18 protein-coding genes are annotated in these 15005 nt (G+C 75.8%); 5 read left to right on the top strand and 13 right to left on the bottom strand.

From position 1 onward, the window contains the following. Positions 1-292: 292 nt before the first annotated feature. The 3 genes from pgaB to pgaD all read left to right on the top strand — a co-directional run bounded on the left by pgaB (position 293) and on the right by pgaD (position 4214). Positions 293-2275, top strand: a complete 1983-nt coding sequence (gene pgaB / locus A2CP1_RS15705; RefSeq protein WP_012634177.1) for a poly-beta-1,6-N-acetyl-D-glucosamine N-deacetylase PgaB — start codon at positions 293-295, stop codon at positions 2273-2275. A 9-nt stretch (positions 2276-2284) separates the two neighbouring features. Next, positions 2285-3550 carry a poly-beta-1,6-N-acetyl-D-glucosamine synthase gene (gene pgaC / locus A2CP1_RS15700; RefSeq protein WP_012634176.1) on the top strand — a complete coding sequence of 422 codons (1266 nt, stop codon included), beginning with the start codon at positions 2285-2287 and terminating at the stop codon, positions 3548-3550. 118 nt (positions 3551-3668) lie between these two features. After that, a complete protein-coding gene (pgaD, locus tag A2CP1_RS15695; RefSeq protein ID WP_012634175.1) occupies positions 3669-4214 on the top strand; it encodes a poly-beta-1,6-N-acetyl-D-glucosamine biosynthesis protein PgaD in 546 nt (181 codons plus the stop codon). Here the strand turns inward: pgaD and A2CP1_RS15690 are convergent. From A2CP1_RS15690 to A2CP1_RS15640, 12 genes are all read right to left on the bottom strand, one after another. After that, positions 4211-4858: a TetR/AcrR family transcriptional regulator gene (locus A2CP1_RS15690; protein WP_012634174.1), complete on the bottom strand. Its 648-nt coding sequence runs from the start codon at positions 4856-4858 to the stop codon at positions 4211-4213. The two genes, pgaD and A2CP1_RS15690, sit on opposite strands and share 4 nt — an antisense overlap. Next, positions 4843-6324 carry an amidase gene (locus A2CP1_RS15685; protein WP_012634173.1) on the bottom strand — a complete coding sequence of 494 codons (1482 nt, stop codon included), beginning with the start codon at positions 6322-6324 and terminating at the stop codon, positions 4843-4845. Before A2CP1_RS15685 ends, A2CP1_RS15690 begins: the two co-directional genes overlap by 16 nt. A gap of 73 nt (positions 6325-6397) precedes the next feature. After that, the gene (locus A2CP1_RS15680) at positions 6398-6823 is read right to left on the bottom strand and encodes a hypothetical protein (RefSeq protein ID WP_041450692.1); all 426 of its coding nucleotides are present in this window, start codon (positions 6821-6823) and stop codon (positions 6398-6400) included. 160 nt (positions 6824-6983) lie between these two features. Next, positions 6984-7112: a hypothetical protein gene (locus A2CP1_RS23955; protein WP_012634171.1), complete on the bottom strand. Its 129-nt coding sequence runs from the start codon at positions 7110-7112 to the stop codon at positions 6984-6986. Continuing rightward, positions 7109-8335 (bottom strand): MFS transporter, encoded by a 1227-nt coding sequence (locus A2CP1_RS15675; RefSeq protein ID WP_012634170.1) that lies wholly within the window; start codon positions 8333-8335, stop codon positions 7109-7111. Before A2CP1_RS15675 ends, A2CP1_RS23955 begins: the two co-directional genes overlap by 4 nt. Further along, entirely contained in the window at positions 8332-8760 is a 429-nt protein-coding gene (locus A2CP1_RS15670) for a MarR family winged helix-turn-helix transcriptional regulator (RefSeq protein ID WP_012634169.1), read from the bottom strand. The genes A2CP1_RS15675 and A2CP1_RS15670 overlap by 4 nt, the downstream gene beginning before the upstream one ends. Positions 8761-8960: 200 nt before the next feature. Then, positions 8961-9245, bottom strand: coding sequence for a hypothetical protein (locus A2CP1_RS15665; RefSeq protein WP_012634168.1), 285 nt, complete (start codon positions 9243-9245; stop codon positions 8961-8963). 92 nt (positions 9246-9337) lie between these two features. Beyond that, the gene (locus tag A2CP1_RS15660) at positions 9338-9604 is read right to left on the bottom strand and encodes a hypothetical protein (RefSeq protein WP_012634167.1); all 267 of its coding nucleotides are present in this window, start codon (positions 9602-9604) and stop codon (positions 9338-9340) included. Positions 9605-9763: 159 nt separating this feature from the next. Further along, positions 9764-11050, bottom strand: coding sequence for a HAMP domain-containing sensor histidine kinase (locus A2CP1_RS15655; RefSeq protein ID WP_012634166.1), 1287 nt, complete (start codon positions 11048-11050; stop codon positions 9764-9766). Next, positions 11047-11751, bottom strand: coding sequence for a response regulator transcription factor (locus A2CP1_RS15650; RefSeq protein ID WP_012634165.1), 705 nt, complete (start codon positions 11749-11751; stop codon positions 11047-11049). Before A2CP1_RS15650 ends, A2CP1_RS15655 begins: the two co-directional genes overlap by 4 nt. A 57-nt stretch (positions 11752-11808) precedes the next feature. Continuing rightward, entirely contained in the window at positions 11809-12261 is a 453-nt protein-coding gene (locus A2CP1_RS15645; protein WP_012634164.1) for a Spy/CpxP family protein refolding chaperone, read from the bottom strand. Positions 12262-12413: 152 nt separating this feature from the next. After that, positions 12414-12941: a L,D-transpeptidase family protein gene (locus tag A2CP1_RS15640; protein WP_012634163.1), complete on the bottom strand. Its 528-nt coding sequence runs from the start codon at positions 12939-12941 to the stop codon at positions 12414-12416. Positions 12942-13087: 146 nt separating this feature from the next. On the opposite strand from A2CP1_RS15640, the gene A2CP1_RS15635 reads away from it, so the two are divergent. Then, positions 13088-13936: a L,D-transpeptidase family protein gene (locus A2CP1_RS15635; RefSeq protein ID WP_012634162.1), complete on the top strand. Its 849-nt coding sequence runs from the start codon at positions 13088-13090 to the stop codon at positions 13934-13936. Between the two features lie 46 nt (positions 13937-13982). On the opposite strand, the gene A2CP1_RS15630 is transcribed toward A2CP1_RS15635, so the two are convergent. After that, the gene (locus A2CP1_RS15630) at positions 13983-14294 is read right to left on the bottom strand and encodes a hypothetical protein (RefSeq protein WP_232288230.1); all 312 of its coding nucleotides are present in this window, start codon (positions 14292-14294) and stop codon (positions 13983-13985) included. Positions 14295-14614: 320 nt separating this feature from the next. On the opposite strand from A2CP1_RS15630, the gene A2CP1_RS15625 reads away from it, so the two are divergent. Then, positions 14615-14797 (top strand): hypothetical protein, encoded by a 183-nt coding sequence (locus A2CP1_RS15625; RefSeq protein ID WP_012634161.1) that lies wholly within the window; start codon positions 14615-14617, stop codon positions 14795-14797. Positions 14798-15005 lie beyond the last annotated feature (208 nt).

Below are 15005 nucleotides of genomic sequence, written 5' to 3'. Positions count from 1 at the left end.
TATCGGGCGATGGGAGGAGCCCGCACATTCGCCGCCGCAAGCCCACCTCGCTCGCGGCCGCGTGGTCGCGCGCCGGAGCGCCGGACGCGCCGTTGAATGGCGCGGCGGGCTCCTGCGTCAGGTGGCCAGCGCGCACCGAGCGGGCCAGCGGCTGCCTGGCCGTCCGGGCGCGTCCTTGACGCCTCCCGACCAACCTGCTGATCATGCCGGCCCGCGGGTGGCCTCCTCCCGCCAAGGGGCGAGCGCCGTACGCCGCCCGGAATTCCTCGTCCCTGCCGACGTTCCCGACCCGATGACCCTGCGACCCGTGTCACTCCCCGCCGCCGCGGCGCTGCTGCTCGCCGCCGCCGCGCTGCCCGCCTCGCGGACCCTCGCGGCGACCGAGGAGGAGCTGACCATCCTCAGCTATCACGAGGTGGCGGATCGCGCGGAGGCGCTGGTCCCGCAGTACGCCGTCTCGCCGACCGCCTTCCTGCGGCAGATGGACTGGCTCCGCAACCACGGCTACCGCTTCGTCTCGGTGGACGACCTGCTGGCGGCGCGCGAGGGGCGCCGGCCGCTGCCGCCGAAGGCGGTGCTCGTCACCTTCGACGACGCGTACCAGTCGGTCTACCGGAACGCCTGGCCGGTCCTGAAGATGTTCCGCATCCCGGCGGTCATCAACGTGGTGGCCGGGTGGCTCGAGGAGAAGGGGACCGTCGACTTCGACGGCAAGAAGCTGCCGCGGGAGCGGCTCCTCTCCTGGAGCGAGCTGCGCGAGCTCGCCGCCAGCGGCCTGGTCGAGGTGGGCAGCCACAGCTTCGACCTGCACAAGGGCATCCTGGGCAATCCGCAGGGCAACCTGGAGCCGGCCGGGACCACGCGACGCTACGACGCGGGCGCGCGGCGCTACGAGGACGAGGCCACCTATCGCCGGCGCGTCCAGGCGGACCTGGAGCGCAGCGTGGCGCTCATCCGGCGCAACACCGGCCGGGCGCCGCGCGTCGTCGCCTGGCCCTACGGGCGCTACAACGCGACCACGCGGGAGACCGCCGAGCGGCTCGGGATGCGCGTCGGCCTGACGCTGGACGACGGCGCGAACACCCGCGACACGCCGCTGTGGGGCCTGCGCCGCATCCTGGTCGAGGGCGGGATGGCGCTCTGGGACGTCGAGCGCGAGATCGCCATCCGCAACGCGGACCTCTCCGACAACGACCGCCCGCAGAAGGTCATGCACGTGGACCTGGACTACGTGTACGACCCGGATCCGGCGCAGCAGGAGCGCAACCTCGGTCACCTGCTCGACCGCATCGCCGCCATGGGCGTGAACGCGGTCTACCTGCAGGCGTTCTCGGACCCGGACGGCAACGGCTCGGCGGACGCGGTGTACTTCCCGTCCCGCCGCATGCCGATGCGCGCCGACCTGTTCAACCGGGTGGCCTGGCAGATCCGGACGCGCACGCCGGTGAAGCGGCTGTACGCGTGGATGCCGCTGCTGGCGTGGGAGCTGCCGAAGGGCGACCCGGCCGCGCAGGACCAGGTGGTGACGCTGGCCGGCGACCGCACCGACCGCGTGAACATGGGCTACCACCGGCTCTCGCCGTTCTCGGCGCGGGCGCGCGAGGCGATCCGCGAGCTGTACCAGGACCTGGCGCGCTCGGCCCCGTTCGACGGGCTGCTCTTCCACGACGACGCCACGCTCTCCGACTACGAGGACGCCAGCCCCGCGGCGCTGGCGCAGTACCGGGCCTGGAGCCTGCCCGGGAGCATCGAGGAGATCCGCCGGAGCGACGACCTGCTGGGCCGGTGGACCATCCTCAAGATCAACGCCATCGACGACCTCGCCATGGAGGCCGCCGCGGCGGTGCGCGCGCAGCAGCCCGCGCTGGTGGTGGCGCGCAACCTCTACGCGCGGGTGGCGCTCAACCCCAGGGCGGAGGTCTGGTACTCGCAGGCGCTCGACAACTCCATCGCCCGCTACGACTTCACCGCCATCATGGCCATGCCGTACATGGAGAAGGCCGCCGATCACGCCGCCTTCTTCCACGAGCTGGTGCGCGCGGTCGAGTACCGCGACGCGATGAAGAAGGTCGTGTTCGAGCTGCAGGCGGTGGACTGGCGCGACGGCAACAAGCCCATCCCCAGCCGCGAGCTCGCCGAGACCATCCGCTCGCTCTACGCGATGGGCGTCATGCACGTCGGCTACTACCCCGACGCGCTGTTCGCCGGGCAGCCCGATCCGCGGGTCCTGAAGCCGGTGCTCGACTCGAAGCCGAACGCTCCCGCGGTTCGCTGAGGCCGCCGCGTGACCGCCACCCTCGACAGCGCGTGGCAAGGCCTGCTGGCCTTCGTGTTCTATTACCCGCTGTTCATGTCCTTCCTGTGGATGACCGGCGCGGCGCTGTTCTACTGGCGCTTCGAGCGGGCGGAGCGCAGCCTCGACCGGCCTCCGCCGCTCCCGCACTGGCCGCCGGTGACCGTCCTCATCCCCTCGTACAACGAGGGGGAGAACGCCGAGGAGACGGTGAGCCACGCGCTCGCGCTCGACTACCCGGAGTTCGAGGTGGTCGCGATCAACGACGGCAGCAGCGACGACACCGGCGCGGTGCTGGAGCGGCTGGCGGCGCGCGACCCGCGCCTGCGGGTGGTGCACCTGGCGGAGAACCAGGGCAAGGCGATGGGGCTGCAGGCCGGCGCGCTGCTGGCGCGGCACGAGATCCTCGTCTGCATCGACGGCGACGCCCTGCTCGACCCGAGGGCGGCGCACTGGCTGGTCCGCCACTTCGTCGAGTCCCCCGACGTCGCGGCGGTGACCGGCAACCCGCGGATCCGCAACCGCTCCACGCTGCTCGGGCGCGTGCAGGTCGGCGAGTTCTCGTCGATCGTCGGCATCATCAAGCGGGCGCAGCGGGTGTTCGGCAGGATCTTCACGGTCAGCGGCGTGATCACCGCGTTCCGCAAGTCGGCGGTGCACCAGGTGGGCTACTGGAGCGCCGACATGTTGACCGAGGACATCGACATCACCTGGAAGCTGCAGCGCGCCGGGTGGGACGTCCGGTTCGAGCCGCGGGCGCTCACCTGGATCCTCATGCCCGAGACGCTGCGCGGCCTGTGGAAGCAGCGGCTGCGCTGGGCCATGGGCGGCGCCCAGGTGCTCCTCAAGAACATCGACGCGGCGCTCGAGCCGGCGCAGCGGTCGCTGTGGCCGCTGCTCGTCGAGATGGTGGTCAGCGTGGCCTGGTCGTACGCCATGGTGCTGGTCACGGCCACCTGGCTGGTCGGTCTGGTGCTGCCGGGGGGCGTCCTCCCGGCGGTCGGATCACCCATGGGGTTGCAGGGGAGCGGCGTCGTCCTGGGCGCCGCCTGCCTGGCCCAGTTCGCGTTCAGCACCTGGCTCGACAGCCGGTACGACCGCGGGCTGTTCCGCAACCTCTTCTGGATGATCTGGTATCCCTTCGTATTCTGGGTGATAAATTGCGCGGCCACGGTGGTCGCCTACCCGAAGGTCGTGGCGCGGCGCCGCGGCTCGCGGGCGCGCTGGGTCAGCCCGGACCGAGGGTTCCGCCCTTGAATAGACCGGGGTGCCGCCACGTCCCCTTGCGGCCCCCGGGCCGGCGCAGCGGCCGGCCCGGCGGATGGAGACGGCAGGCGGAGCAGGTGGCGCGCCGCAGCGAAGGCGAAGGATGGACATGAGCGGATCACTCATCATCAACGCGCGTCACCGGCTGGCCTGGTACCAGCGGCTGCTCTCCGATGCCTCCACCGCCGTCATGTGGGGCGCCTGGCTCTGGCTGTGGGTCCCCATCCTCCGCGCCGTCGCCGAGCTCGGGATGCGCTCCTCGCCGGTGCTGGTGAAGCTGGTGGCGAACGGGACGGCCGGGGACCTCCCCAGCTCCGTGATGGCGCTGGTGGGGACCTCCGGCACGCTGCTGGTGTGGAAGGGCCTGCCGGCGCGCAAGGCGCTCGCCGACGACGAGGCGCTCTCGCTCCGCGACTACGCGCGCCACTTCGCGCTGCCCGAGTCCTCGCTCCAGGCCGGCCGCCGCGCCGCCGTGTGCGTGGTCCACCACGACGACGAGGGCCGGATCGTCCGCCTGGAGTGCCGCGGGCCGGTGGCGACTCCCGCCCCCGCCGAGCGCCGCAGCCCGCCCGTGGTCGAGCCGCTCGAGCCCGCCGGCTGCGGCGCGGCCCTCGCCTGCGAGCCGGTCGCCCGCGGCCAGGCGGTCGCGGCCTAGCGTCGCGCGCGTCCGCCGGCGCCGCGCGGCGGGCGCGGTGGCGCGAGCAGCGCCTGCAGCCCGGCGAGCTGGAACCGCCAGAACGCGCCGAACGCCGCCGAGATCTCCTCCGGCGTCTCGTGCGCGGCCAGCACGTCCACGATCATCCCCAGCGTGCCCTCGAAGATCCGCTCCAGCACGAAGCGGACCTCGCGCGGCACCGGCCGGTCCGAGTGGTCGCGCAGGTAGCGCGCCGCGGCGCGCGTCAGCTCGCCGGCGACCAGCGGGCGGACGTGGGCGAGCGGCGAGCCCTCCGCCCGCCCCAGCAGCACCACCACCTCGCGCCGGTGCGCGATCCAGAACGCGAGCAGGGCGGCCGCGCGGTCCGAGCCGGCCGCGTCGCCCAGGCGCCAGTCGCCCATCGCCCCGAGGGCGCGCACCCGCCCCCGGAGCAGCCGCACCAGCTCGGTGCCGAGCTCCGGCGGCACCGCGGCCCGGAGCAGCGCCTCCTTGTCCGGGAAGTACCGGTACACGTTCCCGATGGACGCGCCCGCCGCGGCGGCGATGTCCACCAGCCGCGCCCCGCGCCAGCCCTGCCGGACGAACTCGGACAGCGCCGCGTCCACCAGGCGGGCGCGCACGTCCTCCTTCAGGCGCTGCGCCACGGGCCCTCCCCGGCGGCGACCGCCACGGCGGAGCGCGGCGGCCACCGATCCTTCCAGGGCGCCGCCGCCTCCAGCGCATACGCGAGCTGCAGCAGCAGGGCCTCGTCCCCGGGGCGTGCCACGAGCTGCATCCCCACCGGCAGGCCGCCGGCGGTCCAGTGCAGGGGGACGGACATCGCGGGCGCGCCGGTGATCGAGTGGATGGCCGTGTAGCCGGCGAGGTCCTCGGTGAAGGCGAGGTTCCGATCGACGGGGTGGCGCGGCGAGAGCGTATCGAGCGGGAACGGGAGCACGGCGGTGGTGGGGCTGAGCGCGGCGTCGAGCCCGTCGAGGAAGGCCAGGCCCTCGCGGGCGGCGACGTCGAGCGCGGCTCTCGCCGCCGCGAGCGCCGCCGGACCGGCGGCCTCCGCGCGCTCCACCAGCTCGAGCGTGAACGGCTCGAGCAGGGCGGGGAGCGCGGCCTCCCCCGCGGCGCCCCGGACCTGCGCCACCAGCGGGCCGAGCGTCGCGCCGAACAGGAGGAAGATCGCGTCGCGGGTGGCGGCCGCGTCGAAGCGTGGCCCGGCGACCTCGATCGTTTCGTGGCCGAGCCCCTCGCACAGCCGGCGCGCCGCGTCCAGGCCGGCGCGGATCTCGGGGGCGGGCGCGCGGTCGAAGCCGGTCCGCGCGTACACGCCGATCCGGAGCCGCCGCGGGTGCGCCGAGGGCGAGAGCGCCTCGGGGCCGAGCGGGGGCCACGGCGCGGTGGCGTCGCGCCGCTGCGTCAGCCCGAGCAGCGCCGCGCTGTCCCGGACGGAGCGGCTCACGCAGTGATCCACCACCAGCGCAGCGAGCGGCGTGTCGAGCGGCATGCCGACGTCGCGCTGCCGCCCGCGGCTGGGCTTCAGCCCCACAACGCCGCACACCGAGGCCGGGATGCGGATCGAGCCGCCGCCGTCGGACGCGTGCGCCACCGGGACGATGCCCGCCGCCACCGCGGCGGCCGAGCCGCCGGACGAACCGGCCGGCGAGCGCGCCGGATCCCAGGGGTTGAGGGTGGCGCCGCACGCCAGGGTCTCGGTGGTGCCGAGCAGGCCGAACTCGGAGGTGGTGCTCTTGCCCAGCACGACCAGCCCCGCGTCGTCGAACGCGCGCGCGAGGTCCGGCGCCGGGGGCGACGCCTGGCCGGCCAGGAGGCGCGAGCCGCAGCCGAGCGGCAGGCCAGGGTAGGGGAGCAGGTCCTTCAGCAGGAACGGCACGCCGGCGAGCGGCGCGCCGCGGCGGACCTCGCGGGCGGCCCGCCGGGCGCGCTCCGGATCGACCGAGGCGGCGACGTTGAGGTCGCCGAGGCGGTCGAGGCGGGCGAGCGCCGCGTCCACCAGCTCGAGCGGCGTGGCGTCGCCCTCGCGCACCAGCGCGGCCTGCGCGGTGGCGTCGAGCGCGGCGAAGGGATCGGTCGGGGCGGGGAGGTCGGATCGGGCGGCCAAGGGCGGGCTCCTGGGGCAGGGTGCCGAAACGCGAATACCGTATTCGCGTTTCAGCCGCCGCGCAACCGCCGGCTCAGCGCCGCTCGGGCACGCCCAGCGCCGCCAGCCGCGCCCGGACCCGCGCGGCGAGGGCCGGGACGCGGCCCGCCGCGCGGAGCACGACCGCGAGCGAGACCTCGCAGCGGCCGGGCGCCCGCCGGGCCGGGTACTCCGCGGGGAGGAACTCGCCCACCACCGTGTGCACGGGCGGATCGACGCCGGGACCGATCGCCGCCGCGATGCGCCGGAGGTCGCGCGCGACCGCGTCCAGCGCCGCGGCCTCCGGTCGACCGCATCGGTGCGGCGGGAGCAGGCACCAGAGGCGTAGGGCGACCGTGGTCGGCTCGTCGCTGCCGGGCCTCGCGAGCGCCTGCGCGACCAGCTCCGCCGAGGCGCCTCGAGCGGCGGCGACGGCCTCGATCGGCGCCTCGTCCCCTGGTCGTCCCGCTCCGTTCGGCATGCGCTTCACCCGGCGCGCGTGAGCGCGCACCGGGGAGGAGAGCATCGGCCGTGCCACCGCGGCGCGCCGGCGGGAGGACGCGGAATCGCGCCGGATCCGGCGCGCCGGGTGTCGGGATCATGGCCAGCGGTCGCGATCCCCGGGAGACAGCGCCCGGGCGTCAGTTGCAGCGAAGCAGCGCGGCCATCCGCTCCCCGGAGAACGCCGGCTGCAGGTACGAGACGAAGGCCCACAGCGCGATCAGCGCCGCGAGCGCGACGAGCGCGGCCCGGAGCACCGTGCGCGTCACGCGGCCGGCTCCGGCGCCCCCGCCGCGCGCGCTACCGGCGCCTCGCGGACCGGCACGTTCACCAGCGCCGCCAGGAGCGCGAGCGCGATCGAGATCCACCACACCAGCTCGTAGCTGCCCGTCGCGACGTAGAGCCGCCCGCCCAGCCAGCCGCCCAGGAACGCGCCGACCTGGTGGAAGAAGAAGGCCACTCCCCCCAGCATGGCCAGGTGCCGGGTCCCGAAGAGCGTCGCGATGGTGCCGTTGGTGAGCGGCACCGTCGAGAGCCACAGGAACCCCATGGCCGCGCCGAACGCGTAGGCCGAGCCCTCGGTCACCGGCGCGAGGACGAACGCCGCGATGACCGCGGCGCGGAGCAGGTAGAGGCCCACCAGCAGCCCGGGCTTGCTCATGCGCCCGCCGAGCAGCCCGGCGCAGTAGGAGCCGCCGATGTTGAACAGGCCCACCAGCGCGAGCACCGCGGCGCCCGCCCGCGGCCCGAGCCCCCGGTCCGCGAGGAACGCGGGCAGGTGGGTGGCGATGAAGACCACGTGGAACCCGCACACGAAGAAGCCGAAGGAGAGCAGCCAGAACCCGCGGTGGCGGAGCGCCCCCGCCAGCGCCTCGCGCGCGCCCCCGCCCGTGGCCACGCCGGCCGTCGACGGGCGCTCGCGCAGGGCCGCCGAGAGCGGGGCCATGGTGGCGCCGAGCGCGGCCAGCGCCACCAGCGCCCCCGCCCAGCCGATCGCGTCGATGGCCGCGAGCGCGCCCGGCAGCATCGCGAACTGACCGAGCGAGCCCACCGCCATGGCGATGCCGGTGGCGAGGCTGCGCCGCTCCGGCGCGGTGCACCGCGAGATGGCGCCGAAGACGATCGGGTAGGAGGTGCCCGACAGGCCCAGGCCCACCAGCACGCCGGCGGAGAGCGCCAGGGCGGACGCGCCGTGCGCGGTCGCCATCAGCAGCAGGCCCGCGACGTACAGGACGCTGCCGCCCAGCACCGCCCGCGCCGCGCCGCGGCGATCCGCGAGGCGGCCGGCGAAGGGCTGGGCGGCGCCCCACACCAGGTTCTGCAGCGCGATGGCGAACGCGAACACCTCGCGCGTCCAGCCGTTGTCGCGGCTCATGGGCTCGAGGAACAGCCCGAACGCGTGGCGGATCCCGAGCGACACGGTGAGCGTGAGCGCGCCGGCGGCGAGCACCGCGGCCGGCCCGCGCCAGCCCTGGGTCCCGGCGCGGCTCACGCTGCCTCCGAATCGCCCGGGAGCGCGGCGAGGCGGCGGGCGAGCTCGGTGAGCTGCTCGGCGTTCGCCCCGAGCACGCGCTCCACCGCCCGCTGCGCCGCGGCCCATCCCGGCGCCGCCGCCCGGAGCCGCGCCCGGCCCTCCTCGGTGAGGGCGGCGACGCGGTCCCGCTGGTCCTCGCCGGGCTCGAGCGCCACCAGCCCCATGCCCTCCAGCACCCGCAGGTTGCGCCCGAGCGTGCTGCGATCGAGCCCCGTGGCGTCCCCGAGCGCGGTGAGGTTCGTCCGGCCGTGCCGCTTGACCGCGTGCAGCAGCGAGTACTGCGTCACCTTGAGGCCGTGCGGCGTGAGCGCCGCGTCGTAGAGCGAGGTCAGCGCGAGCGCGGCGCGCCGAACGTTCGCGGCGTAGCAGGGGACCCGATCCATTGCGGGCATCTACCCGCGTCGTCCAGGCCGCGCAACGCGACCGCCGCGCTCGGAAGGGGCGGGCGCCGCATCATCGTGCGAAGGACCACCGCGAGCGCCTCCTCGGGCCGCGCCGCATCGGCGCCCGGGAGCGGGACGCAGACCGAGAGCCCCTGGCCGCCCTCGAGCGGCTGGAGCAGCGCACCGCGAGCCGCGCCGCCTCAGCGCTCGCGCGGCTCCTGCCAGACGAACTGGTGCCAGTACACCGGGAACACCGCCCAGTTCCCGGCGAGGAGCACCAGCGCCCAGCCGCGGCGCAGGCCGCGGGTGAGCTGGTCGTTCCCGGCGAGGTGGCGCAGGTAGATCGCCAGCAGCACGGCCACCACCGCGACCTGCGCGGCCACCGCCCAGGCAGGCAGGTCGCCGTGGCGGTAGACGGCCACGGCCATGAAGCCGATGGGCCCCAGGTTCACGATCCCGAGCAGCAGCTTGCCGATCCGGCCCATGCTCCGCGTCCTCCAGCGGACTCCGAGCCCCCGTGTCTGGAACGCCCGGCGCGCGCGACGTGACCACGGGCGGCGCGTCGGCGACGTGAGCGCTACAGGCCGCCGTGACCGGAGCACGGATTGGTGGGGTCGTCCGAGCAGAGGTGCGTCCCGTCGCTGCAGTCGTAGCAGCTCCCGACGAGGGGGAGGCCCTCCTCCTGGCAGTCCACCACGGTGCGCCACCCAGGATCCGAGCCGCCCGAGGGATCGACGCAGACCTGGAGGTCGTGGCCGCTGCAGCGCAGCTTCCCCTCGTCGCACTCGTTGTGACAGGACGTCGAGCTCAGCGCGAGCAGCATGGCCGCGATCGCGATCCGCATGGGCGCACCCCGGGAAGGATGGTCGCGCGCCGCGCGGACGCCGGCGGTCGCGCGCGGGCACATCCAAGGGGTGGCGCCGAGGGTGGATCGTCGACGTGCTGCACCGATCGCGTGCGGCAGGCGCGCGCGGCGGTCGATCGCGCCGCGGAGCGCCCATCGTCAGGCCGGTGCCGACGGGATCCGCACGCGGAACGTGGAACCTTGCCCCGGCGCGCTCTCGACCGAGATGGACCCGCCGTGCGCCTCCGCGACGCGCCGTGCCAGCACCAGGCCGAGGCCGGTCCCGCCGGTGCCGCGCTCGCGGCTCCGGTCGGTGCGGAAGAACGGCGTGAACAGGCGCGGCAGGTCCTCCGGGGCGATGCCGATCCCGCGGTCGGACACCTCCAGGATCGCCGCCCCGGGCTCGGCCCGGACCGAGAGCCGGACCGGCGACGGAGCCTCCGAGTACTTCGCCGCGTTGTCGAGCAGGTTGTCGAGCATGCGCCGGAGGAGCGCCGCGTCGCCGTGGACCCGGGTCCCGGGCCCCACCTCCAGCTCGAGGGCGCGCCCCTCGTGCCCGCCGTGGAAGCGCGAGGCCGCCGCGCGCGCCACGTCCGCGAGCTCCAGCGGTCCGGCGTCGAGCCGGAGCGCCGCCGCGCCCCGGGCCTCCAGGCGCGCGGCGTCGAGCACGTCCTGCACCAGCGCGTCCAGCTCCGCGAGGTCCTGACCGATCTCGCCGAGGTAGCGGCGGGCGCGCGCGGCGTCGCCCTCGGCGGCCAGCTCCAGCGCGACCCGGATCCGGGCCAGCGGCGTGCGCAGCTCGTGCGAGACGTTCGCGAGCAGCTCGCGCTCGCCGCGCACCAGCGCCTCGAGCCGCGCGGCCATCTCGTCGAACGAGCGGCCCAGCTCGCCCAGCTCGCCGTGCGCGCGGACGTTGGCCCGCGCGGCGAGGTCGCCGGCGCCGAGCGCGCGGGCGGCCGCGGTGAGCCGCTCCACCGGCGCGACGATCGCGCGGGTGAGCGGGTAGGAGGCGACCGCGAGCGCAGCCAGGACCGCCCCGATGAACAGCAGCCCGCGCGCCGGATCGTGCGGTCGAGAGTGGACCACCAGCGTCCCGCCGTCCCGGAGCGGCACCGTCCACCCGCGCCGCCGCGCGTCGGGGCGCGCCGCGGCGGCGGGGTCGCGCGCGCTCGTGGCGACGAGCCCGCCGCCGGGCGCGTACACCGACGCCTCGACCCCGAACGCCTCGCGCACGCGCGCGAGCTCCGCGGAGAGGCGCGGCGGATCCCCGACCAGCTCGCCCACGCGCTCCGCGGCGTAGCGGCCGGCCCCGCGCTCCGACCACCAGCCGCTCCCGCGGCGCAGCGCGAAGCCGACCGCGCCGACCGCGATCGCCACCACCAGCAGCAGGAGCACGCCGTGCAGGTAGACGCGCCAGAAGAGCGGCCCGTGCGCGCGGCGGCTCATCCCGGTTCCCCGGCGAGCAGGTACCCGGCGCCGCGGACCGTCTTGATGAGGCGGGGCCGCCGGGGATCGTCGCCGAGCTTCTGCCGCAGCCGGGAGACGTGCACGTCCACGGAGCGGTCGAACGCCTCCTCCGCGCTGCCGCCGGCCAGCTCCATGAGCTGCTCCCGGGCGAGCACCCGGCCCGCGCGGCGCGCCAGCGCGTGCAGCAGCGCGAACTCGTACCCGGTGAGCGCCACCTCGCGCCCGTCCAGCGTCACCCGGCGCGCCGCCGGGTCCACCACCAGCCCGCCGACCCGCACCACCTCGCGCGGCGGCCCGGCGCGGCCGGTGGCGCGCCGGACCACGGCGCGGATCCGCGCGAGCAGCTCGCGCGGCGAGAACGGCTTCGCCAGGTAGTCGTCGGCGCCGAGCTCGAGGCCCATCACGCGGTCCGCCTCCTCGCCGCGCGCGGTGAGGACGATGACGGGGACGTCGGAGCGCGACCGGAGCTCGCGGCAGACCTCCAGGCCGTCCTTGCCCGGCAGCATGAGGTCGAGCAGCACCACGTCGAAGCGGCCGCCGAGCGCCTCGTCGAGGCCGCGTCGCCCGTCGGTCGCGTGGACCACCGCCACGCCGTGCCCCTCGAGATACTCGCGGGTGAACGCGGCCAGGCGGAGGTCGTCCTCGACGAGCAGCGCCAGGAGCGGGGTCGCGGCGGTCATCGGGGCATCATAGCGTGGGGCTCGCGCCGTCACCGCGGGTCCGCTCCGGGGCACGGGCTAGCGATGCAGGCGCTCGATCTTGCGCGTGAGCTTCTCGCGCTGCGCCGGGGTGAGCGCGTCGTGGACGTCGACGCCCGCATCCACCGCCTCGTGCGCGACCTTCCGGAACGCCTCCGCGCGGGCGTCCACCAGCGCGTGCAGCCGGGCACGGTCCGGCGCGTCGGCCTTCCACTCCGCGAGGAGCGCCTGGTGGGCCTCGTCCTGCCCGGCGCGCACCTCGCCCGCCGCGGCGAGCATGCGGTCCTTCACCGCGTGGATGCGGGTGCGCTGCTCCGGCGTCGCGTCCACGTCGTCGAGCAGGTCGTCCACCCGATCCGTCACGAACGCCGCCATCCGCGCCGGGTCGTGCCCGTGCCCGCGCCAGCCGCATCCGCCGTGGAACCCGGTGAGCGCCACGAACCCCACCGCCAGCACTCCGAGCGCCGCGATGGCGCCGATGATCCGCTTCATGTCCTCGTCTCCTGGTTCGACAAGCTCACCATGAGCTTCCGGCCCCGCCCACCGCGGGCGGGCACGGTGGGAGGATGCGGGGCGGAGGTGTCCGGGGCCTGTGCGGCTCGTGAAGAAGCGTGAAGCCGTGCCGGGGAGGGCGCCCCGCCCGCTCAGCGGATGACGAGCCGCGGCCGCCGCGCGCGCACGAACGCGGCGATGGCGTCCACGTCCTCGTCGGTGCCGGTCGCGATGCAGCCCTGCGTCCAGTCCACCTCGGTGACCGGGTACCCCTCGGTCCCGCGCGGCGGCCCGTGGATCCCGACCGCCGCGCCGGTGAAGCCGCGGGCGGCCTGCGCCGGGGTCGGGTACGCGATGGGGATGAACGTGCCGTACTGCGTGGACGGGCGCGGGTCGCCGAGCGGATAGGTCCCGAGCGGCGTGCGCCCGTCGCCGTGGCGGCGCTTGCCCACGCCGCTGCGGCCGAGCGCCACCGCGAACTGCGCCGCCGGGATCCCGCCGCGGCACAGCCACAGCTCCCGGCGGTCGGTCACCACCACGACCGCGTCGCGCGCGCGAGGGCACGGGGACGGGGACGGATCGAGCGCGCCAGCGCCGGCCGGCGCGAGCGCCGGCAGCAACGCGAGCACCCACGCGGCGAGCCGCCGGCCGTCTCCGCTGGAGCGCGCGCCCCTCCCCATCGAACCGACATCCTATGCGCGCCGGAGCGCAGCGGCCAGCGGGCGGCCGCGCGCACCCCCCCGGCGCAGTCCGCCAGGGCGGTCGCGGCGAGGCGCTGCTCGCGCGATGGTGGGACGGCGGAGTCCGCCCGCACGCGGGTGCCGACATGGGGTCGCCGGTCCTCGTCCTGCTGCTCTCGCTGGTGCCCGCCGCCGGGCCGGACGGCGGCGAGGTGGTCGGCGCCATCGGCGCCCACCGCGTCGGGCGGGGCGAGTCGCTCATCGAGATCGCGCGCCGGTACGACCTCGGGTTCGGCGAGATCGCGGCCGCGAACCCGCGCCTGGACGCGTTCGTCCCGCCGCCGGGCACCGTCGCGACCGTGCCGACGGCCTGGATCCTCCCGGCTGCCGCCGAGGCGGGGACCGTGGTCGTGAACCTGTCGGAGATGCGCCTCTACTACCTGCGGCCCGGGGCCGGGCCGCTCCTCAGCTTCCCGATCGGCGTGGCGGTGGAGGCGGGCGCGACGCCGCTCGGCGTGCTCACCGTGGAGCAGAAGCTGGTCTCGCCGACGTGGTACCCGACGCCCGCGATCCGGCGCGAGGATCCCGAGCTGCCCGCCGCGGTGCCGCCGGGACCGGAGAACCCGCTCGGCAGCCACGCGCTCCGGCTCTCCGTGCCGACCCTCCTCATCCACGGCACCAACCGGCCGTTCGGCGTGGGGCGGCGCGTGTCGCACGGCTGCATCCGGCTCTACCCCGAGGACATGCCGCTGCTCTACCGCGCGGTGCGCGTCGGCACCCGGGTCGCGATCGTGCGGGAGCCGGTCAAGGTGGGCGTCCGGGACGGACGCGTGCTGGTCGAGGTGCACCGCGACGACGCGGCCGCGGCCGCTCCGGGGGAGCTCGCGGAGCGGCTGCTGCGGGATCGCGGCGTGCGGGAGCGGGTGGATCCGGGCAAGCTCGAGCGCGCGCTCGCGGCGCGCAGCGGGATGCCCGTGGACGTGAGCGCCGAGTGACGGGGCGCGGCGGCCGGCAGCCGCCGCGCGCCCCCAGCGTGCGCCGCTACATCTTGCCCTTCACCTGCGTCAGCTCGAACGCCTTCGCGGACTTCTGGGCCGCGAGCTCGGCCCGCTGCGCCGCATCCTGCGCCGCCTTGACGGCCTCCTGCGCCCGCGCCGAGGTGGCCGCGGAGTCCGCCACGTCCTTGCGCAGTGCCTGGAGCTCGGCCGTCTGCGCGTCGAGCTTGGCGTTCATCGCCGCCTGCTGCTGCTCCACCGCGGTGATCCGGTCGGCGAGCGGGTCGATCTGCTGCTTCACGGAGCCGTTCGTCGCGCAGCCCGCGGCGAGCAGCCCGAGCACCAACAGTCCTGCCATCCGCATCATGGCGCCTCCTCCGAGTCGGGGTTCGGCACCACTTTTCACGCTCCGGCCGAACTCGCGGAAGGGCCGTTGGGGATGGACCTCGTGGTGCGACCGAGCGTGCCGGCGGCGGGCGGCGGCGACCGTGCCGCGCGCGGCTCGCGTTTCACCGACCGTGCGCAATTGCGCCCCGCGCGGAGCCGATGCTGCCGACGTCGGGGGGCTCGAGGCAGGGATCCGACCGCAAGATGGGCCCAAAGGGGACGGTGCGGCTCATGGCTGGTCGCGTCATGGACGTTTTGACGCACCGCACGACCACGCCAGGAGAGCCCGCCATGCAATCGCCGACCACCGAATCCTCCGCCAGCCCGCACCCGCTCCACGACGACGTCGACGGCCGCTGCGACTTCTGCGGCTGCGCCGTGAACCGCGAGACCGCCGTCCAGCGCGTCGAGCGGCGCGACGAGGGCCCCGAGGTCGTCGTCCTCTGCGCCGACTGCGCCTTCGGGCACGACTAGCGGACGCGCCGCCCCTCGCCGGCCGGAGGCCACCGGCCGGTCGGCGATGGGGACAAGTCGCGTCATCATTCGCTTACCGATGGCCAGCGCCGGACGCCGCCCCTGCAACCACGCGGCGCCATGACAGCAATCCCGCGCCGCAGCCTCGCCCCTCGCCGGAGTGCGGCGGCGGGGACAACGCGCGGCCGGCGGGCGGCTCCGTGCCTGC

The organism is Anaeromyxobacter dehalogenans 2CP-1, from assembly GCF_000022145.1.
In the GTDB taxonomy this organism is placed as follows: domain Bacteria; phylum Myxococcota; class Myxococcia; order Myxococcales; family Anaeromyxobacteraceae; genus Anaeromyxobacter; species Anaeromyxobacter dehalogenans.
This window is presented reverse-complemented; position numbering and strand designations above follow the sequence as displayed.

Excerpts from the sequence above, each read along its gene's own strand:
- pgaB (WP_012634177.1), top strand. The coding sequence starts at position 293 with ATGACCCTGCGACCCGTGTCACTCCCCGCCGCCGCGGCGCTGCTGCTC.
- pgaD (WP_012634175.1), top strand. The coding sequence starts at position 3,669 with ATGAGCGGATCACTCATCATCAACGCGCGTCACCGGCTGGCCTGGTAC.
- A2CP1_RS15680 (WP_041450692.1), bottom strand. The coding sequence starts at position 6,823 with ATGCCGAACGGAGCGGGACGACCAGGGGACGAGGCGCCGATCGAGGCC.
- A2CP1_RS15670 (WP_012634169.1), bottom strand. The coding sequence starts at position 8,760 with ATGGATCGGGTCCCCTGCTACGCCGCGAACGTTCGGCGCGCCGCGCTC.
- A2CP1_RS15665 (WP_012634168.1), bottom strand. The coding sequence starts at position 9,245 with ATGGGCCGGATCGGCAAGCTGCTGCTCGGGATCGTGAACCTGGGGCCC.
- A2CP1_RS15660 (WP_012634167.1), bottom strand. The coding sequence starts at position 9,604 with ATGCGGATCGCGATCGCGGCCATGCTGCTCGCGCTGAGCTCGACGTCC.
- A2CP1_RS15655 (WP_012634166.1), bottom strand. The coding sequence starts at position 11,050 with ATGAGCCGCCGCGCGCACGGGCCGCTCTTCTGGCGCGTCTACCTGCAC.
- A2CP1_RS15650 (WP_012634165.1), bottom strand. The coding sequence starts at position 11,751 with ATGACCGCCGCGACCCCGCTCCTGGCGCTGCTCGTCGAGGACGACCTC.
- A2CP1_RS15645 (WP_012634164.1), bottom strand. The coding sequence starts at position 12,261 with ATGAAGCGGATCATCGGCGCCATCGCGGCGCTCGGAGTGCTGGCGGTG.
- A2CP1_RS15640 (WP_012634163.1), bottom strand. The coding sequence starts at position 12,941 with ATGGGGAGGGGCGCGCGCTCCAGCGGAGACGGCCGGCGGCTCGCCGCG.
- A2CP1_RS15635 (WP_012634162.1), top strand. The coding sequence starts at position 13,088 with ATGGGGTCGCCGGTCCTCGTCCTGCTGCTCTCGCTGGTGCCCGCCGCC.
- A2CP1_RS15630 (WP_232288230.1), bottom strand. The coding sequence starts at position 14,294 with ATGGCAGGACTGTTGGTGCTCGGGCTGCTCGCCGCGGGCTGCGCGACG.
- A2CP1_RS15625 (WP_012634161.1), top strand. The coding sequence starts at position 14,615 with ATGCAATCGCCGACCACCGAATCCTCCGCCAGCCCGCACCCGCTCCAC.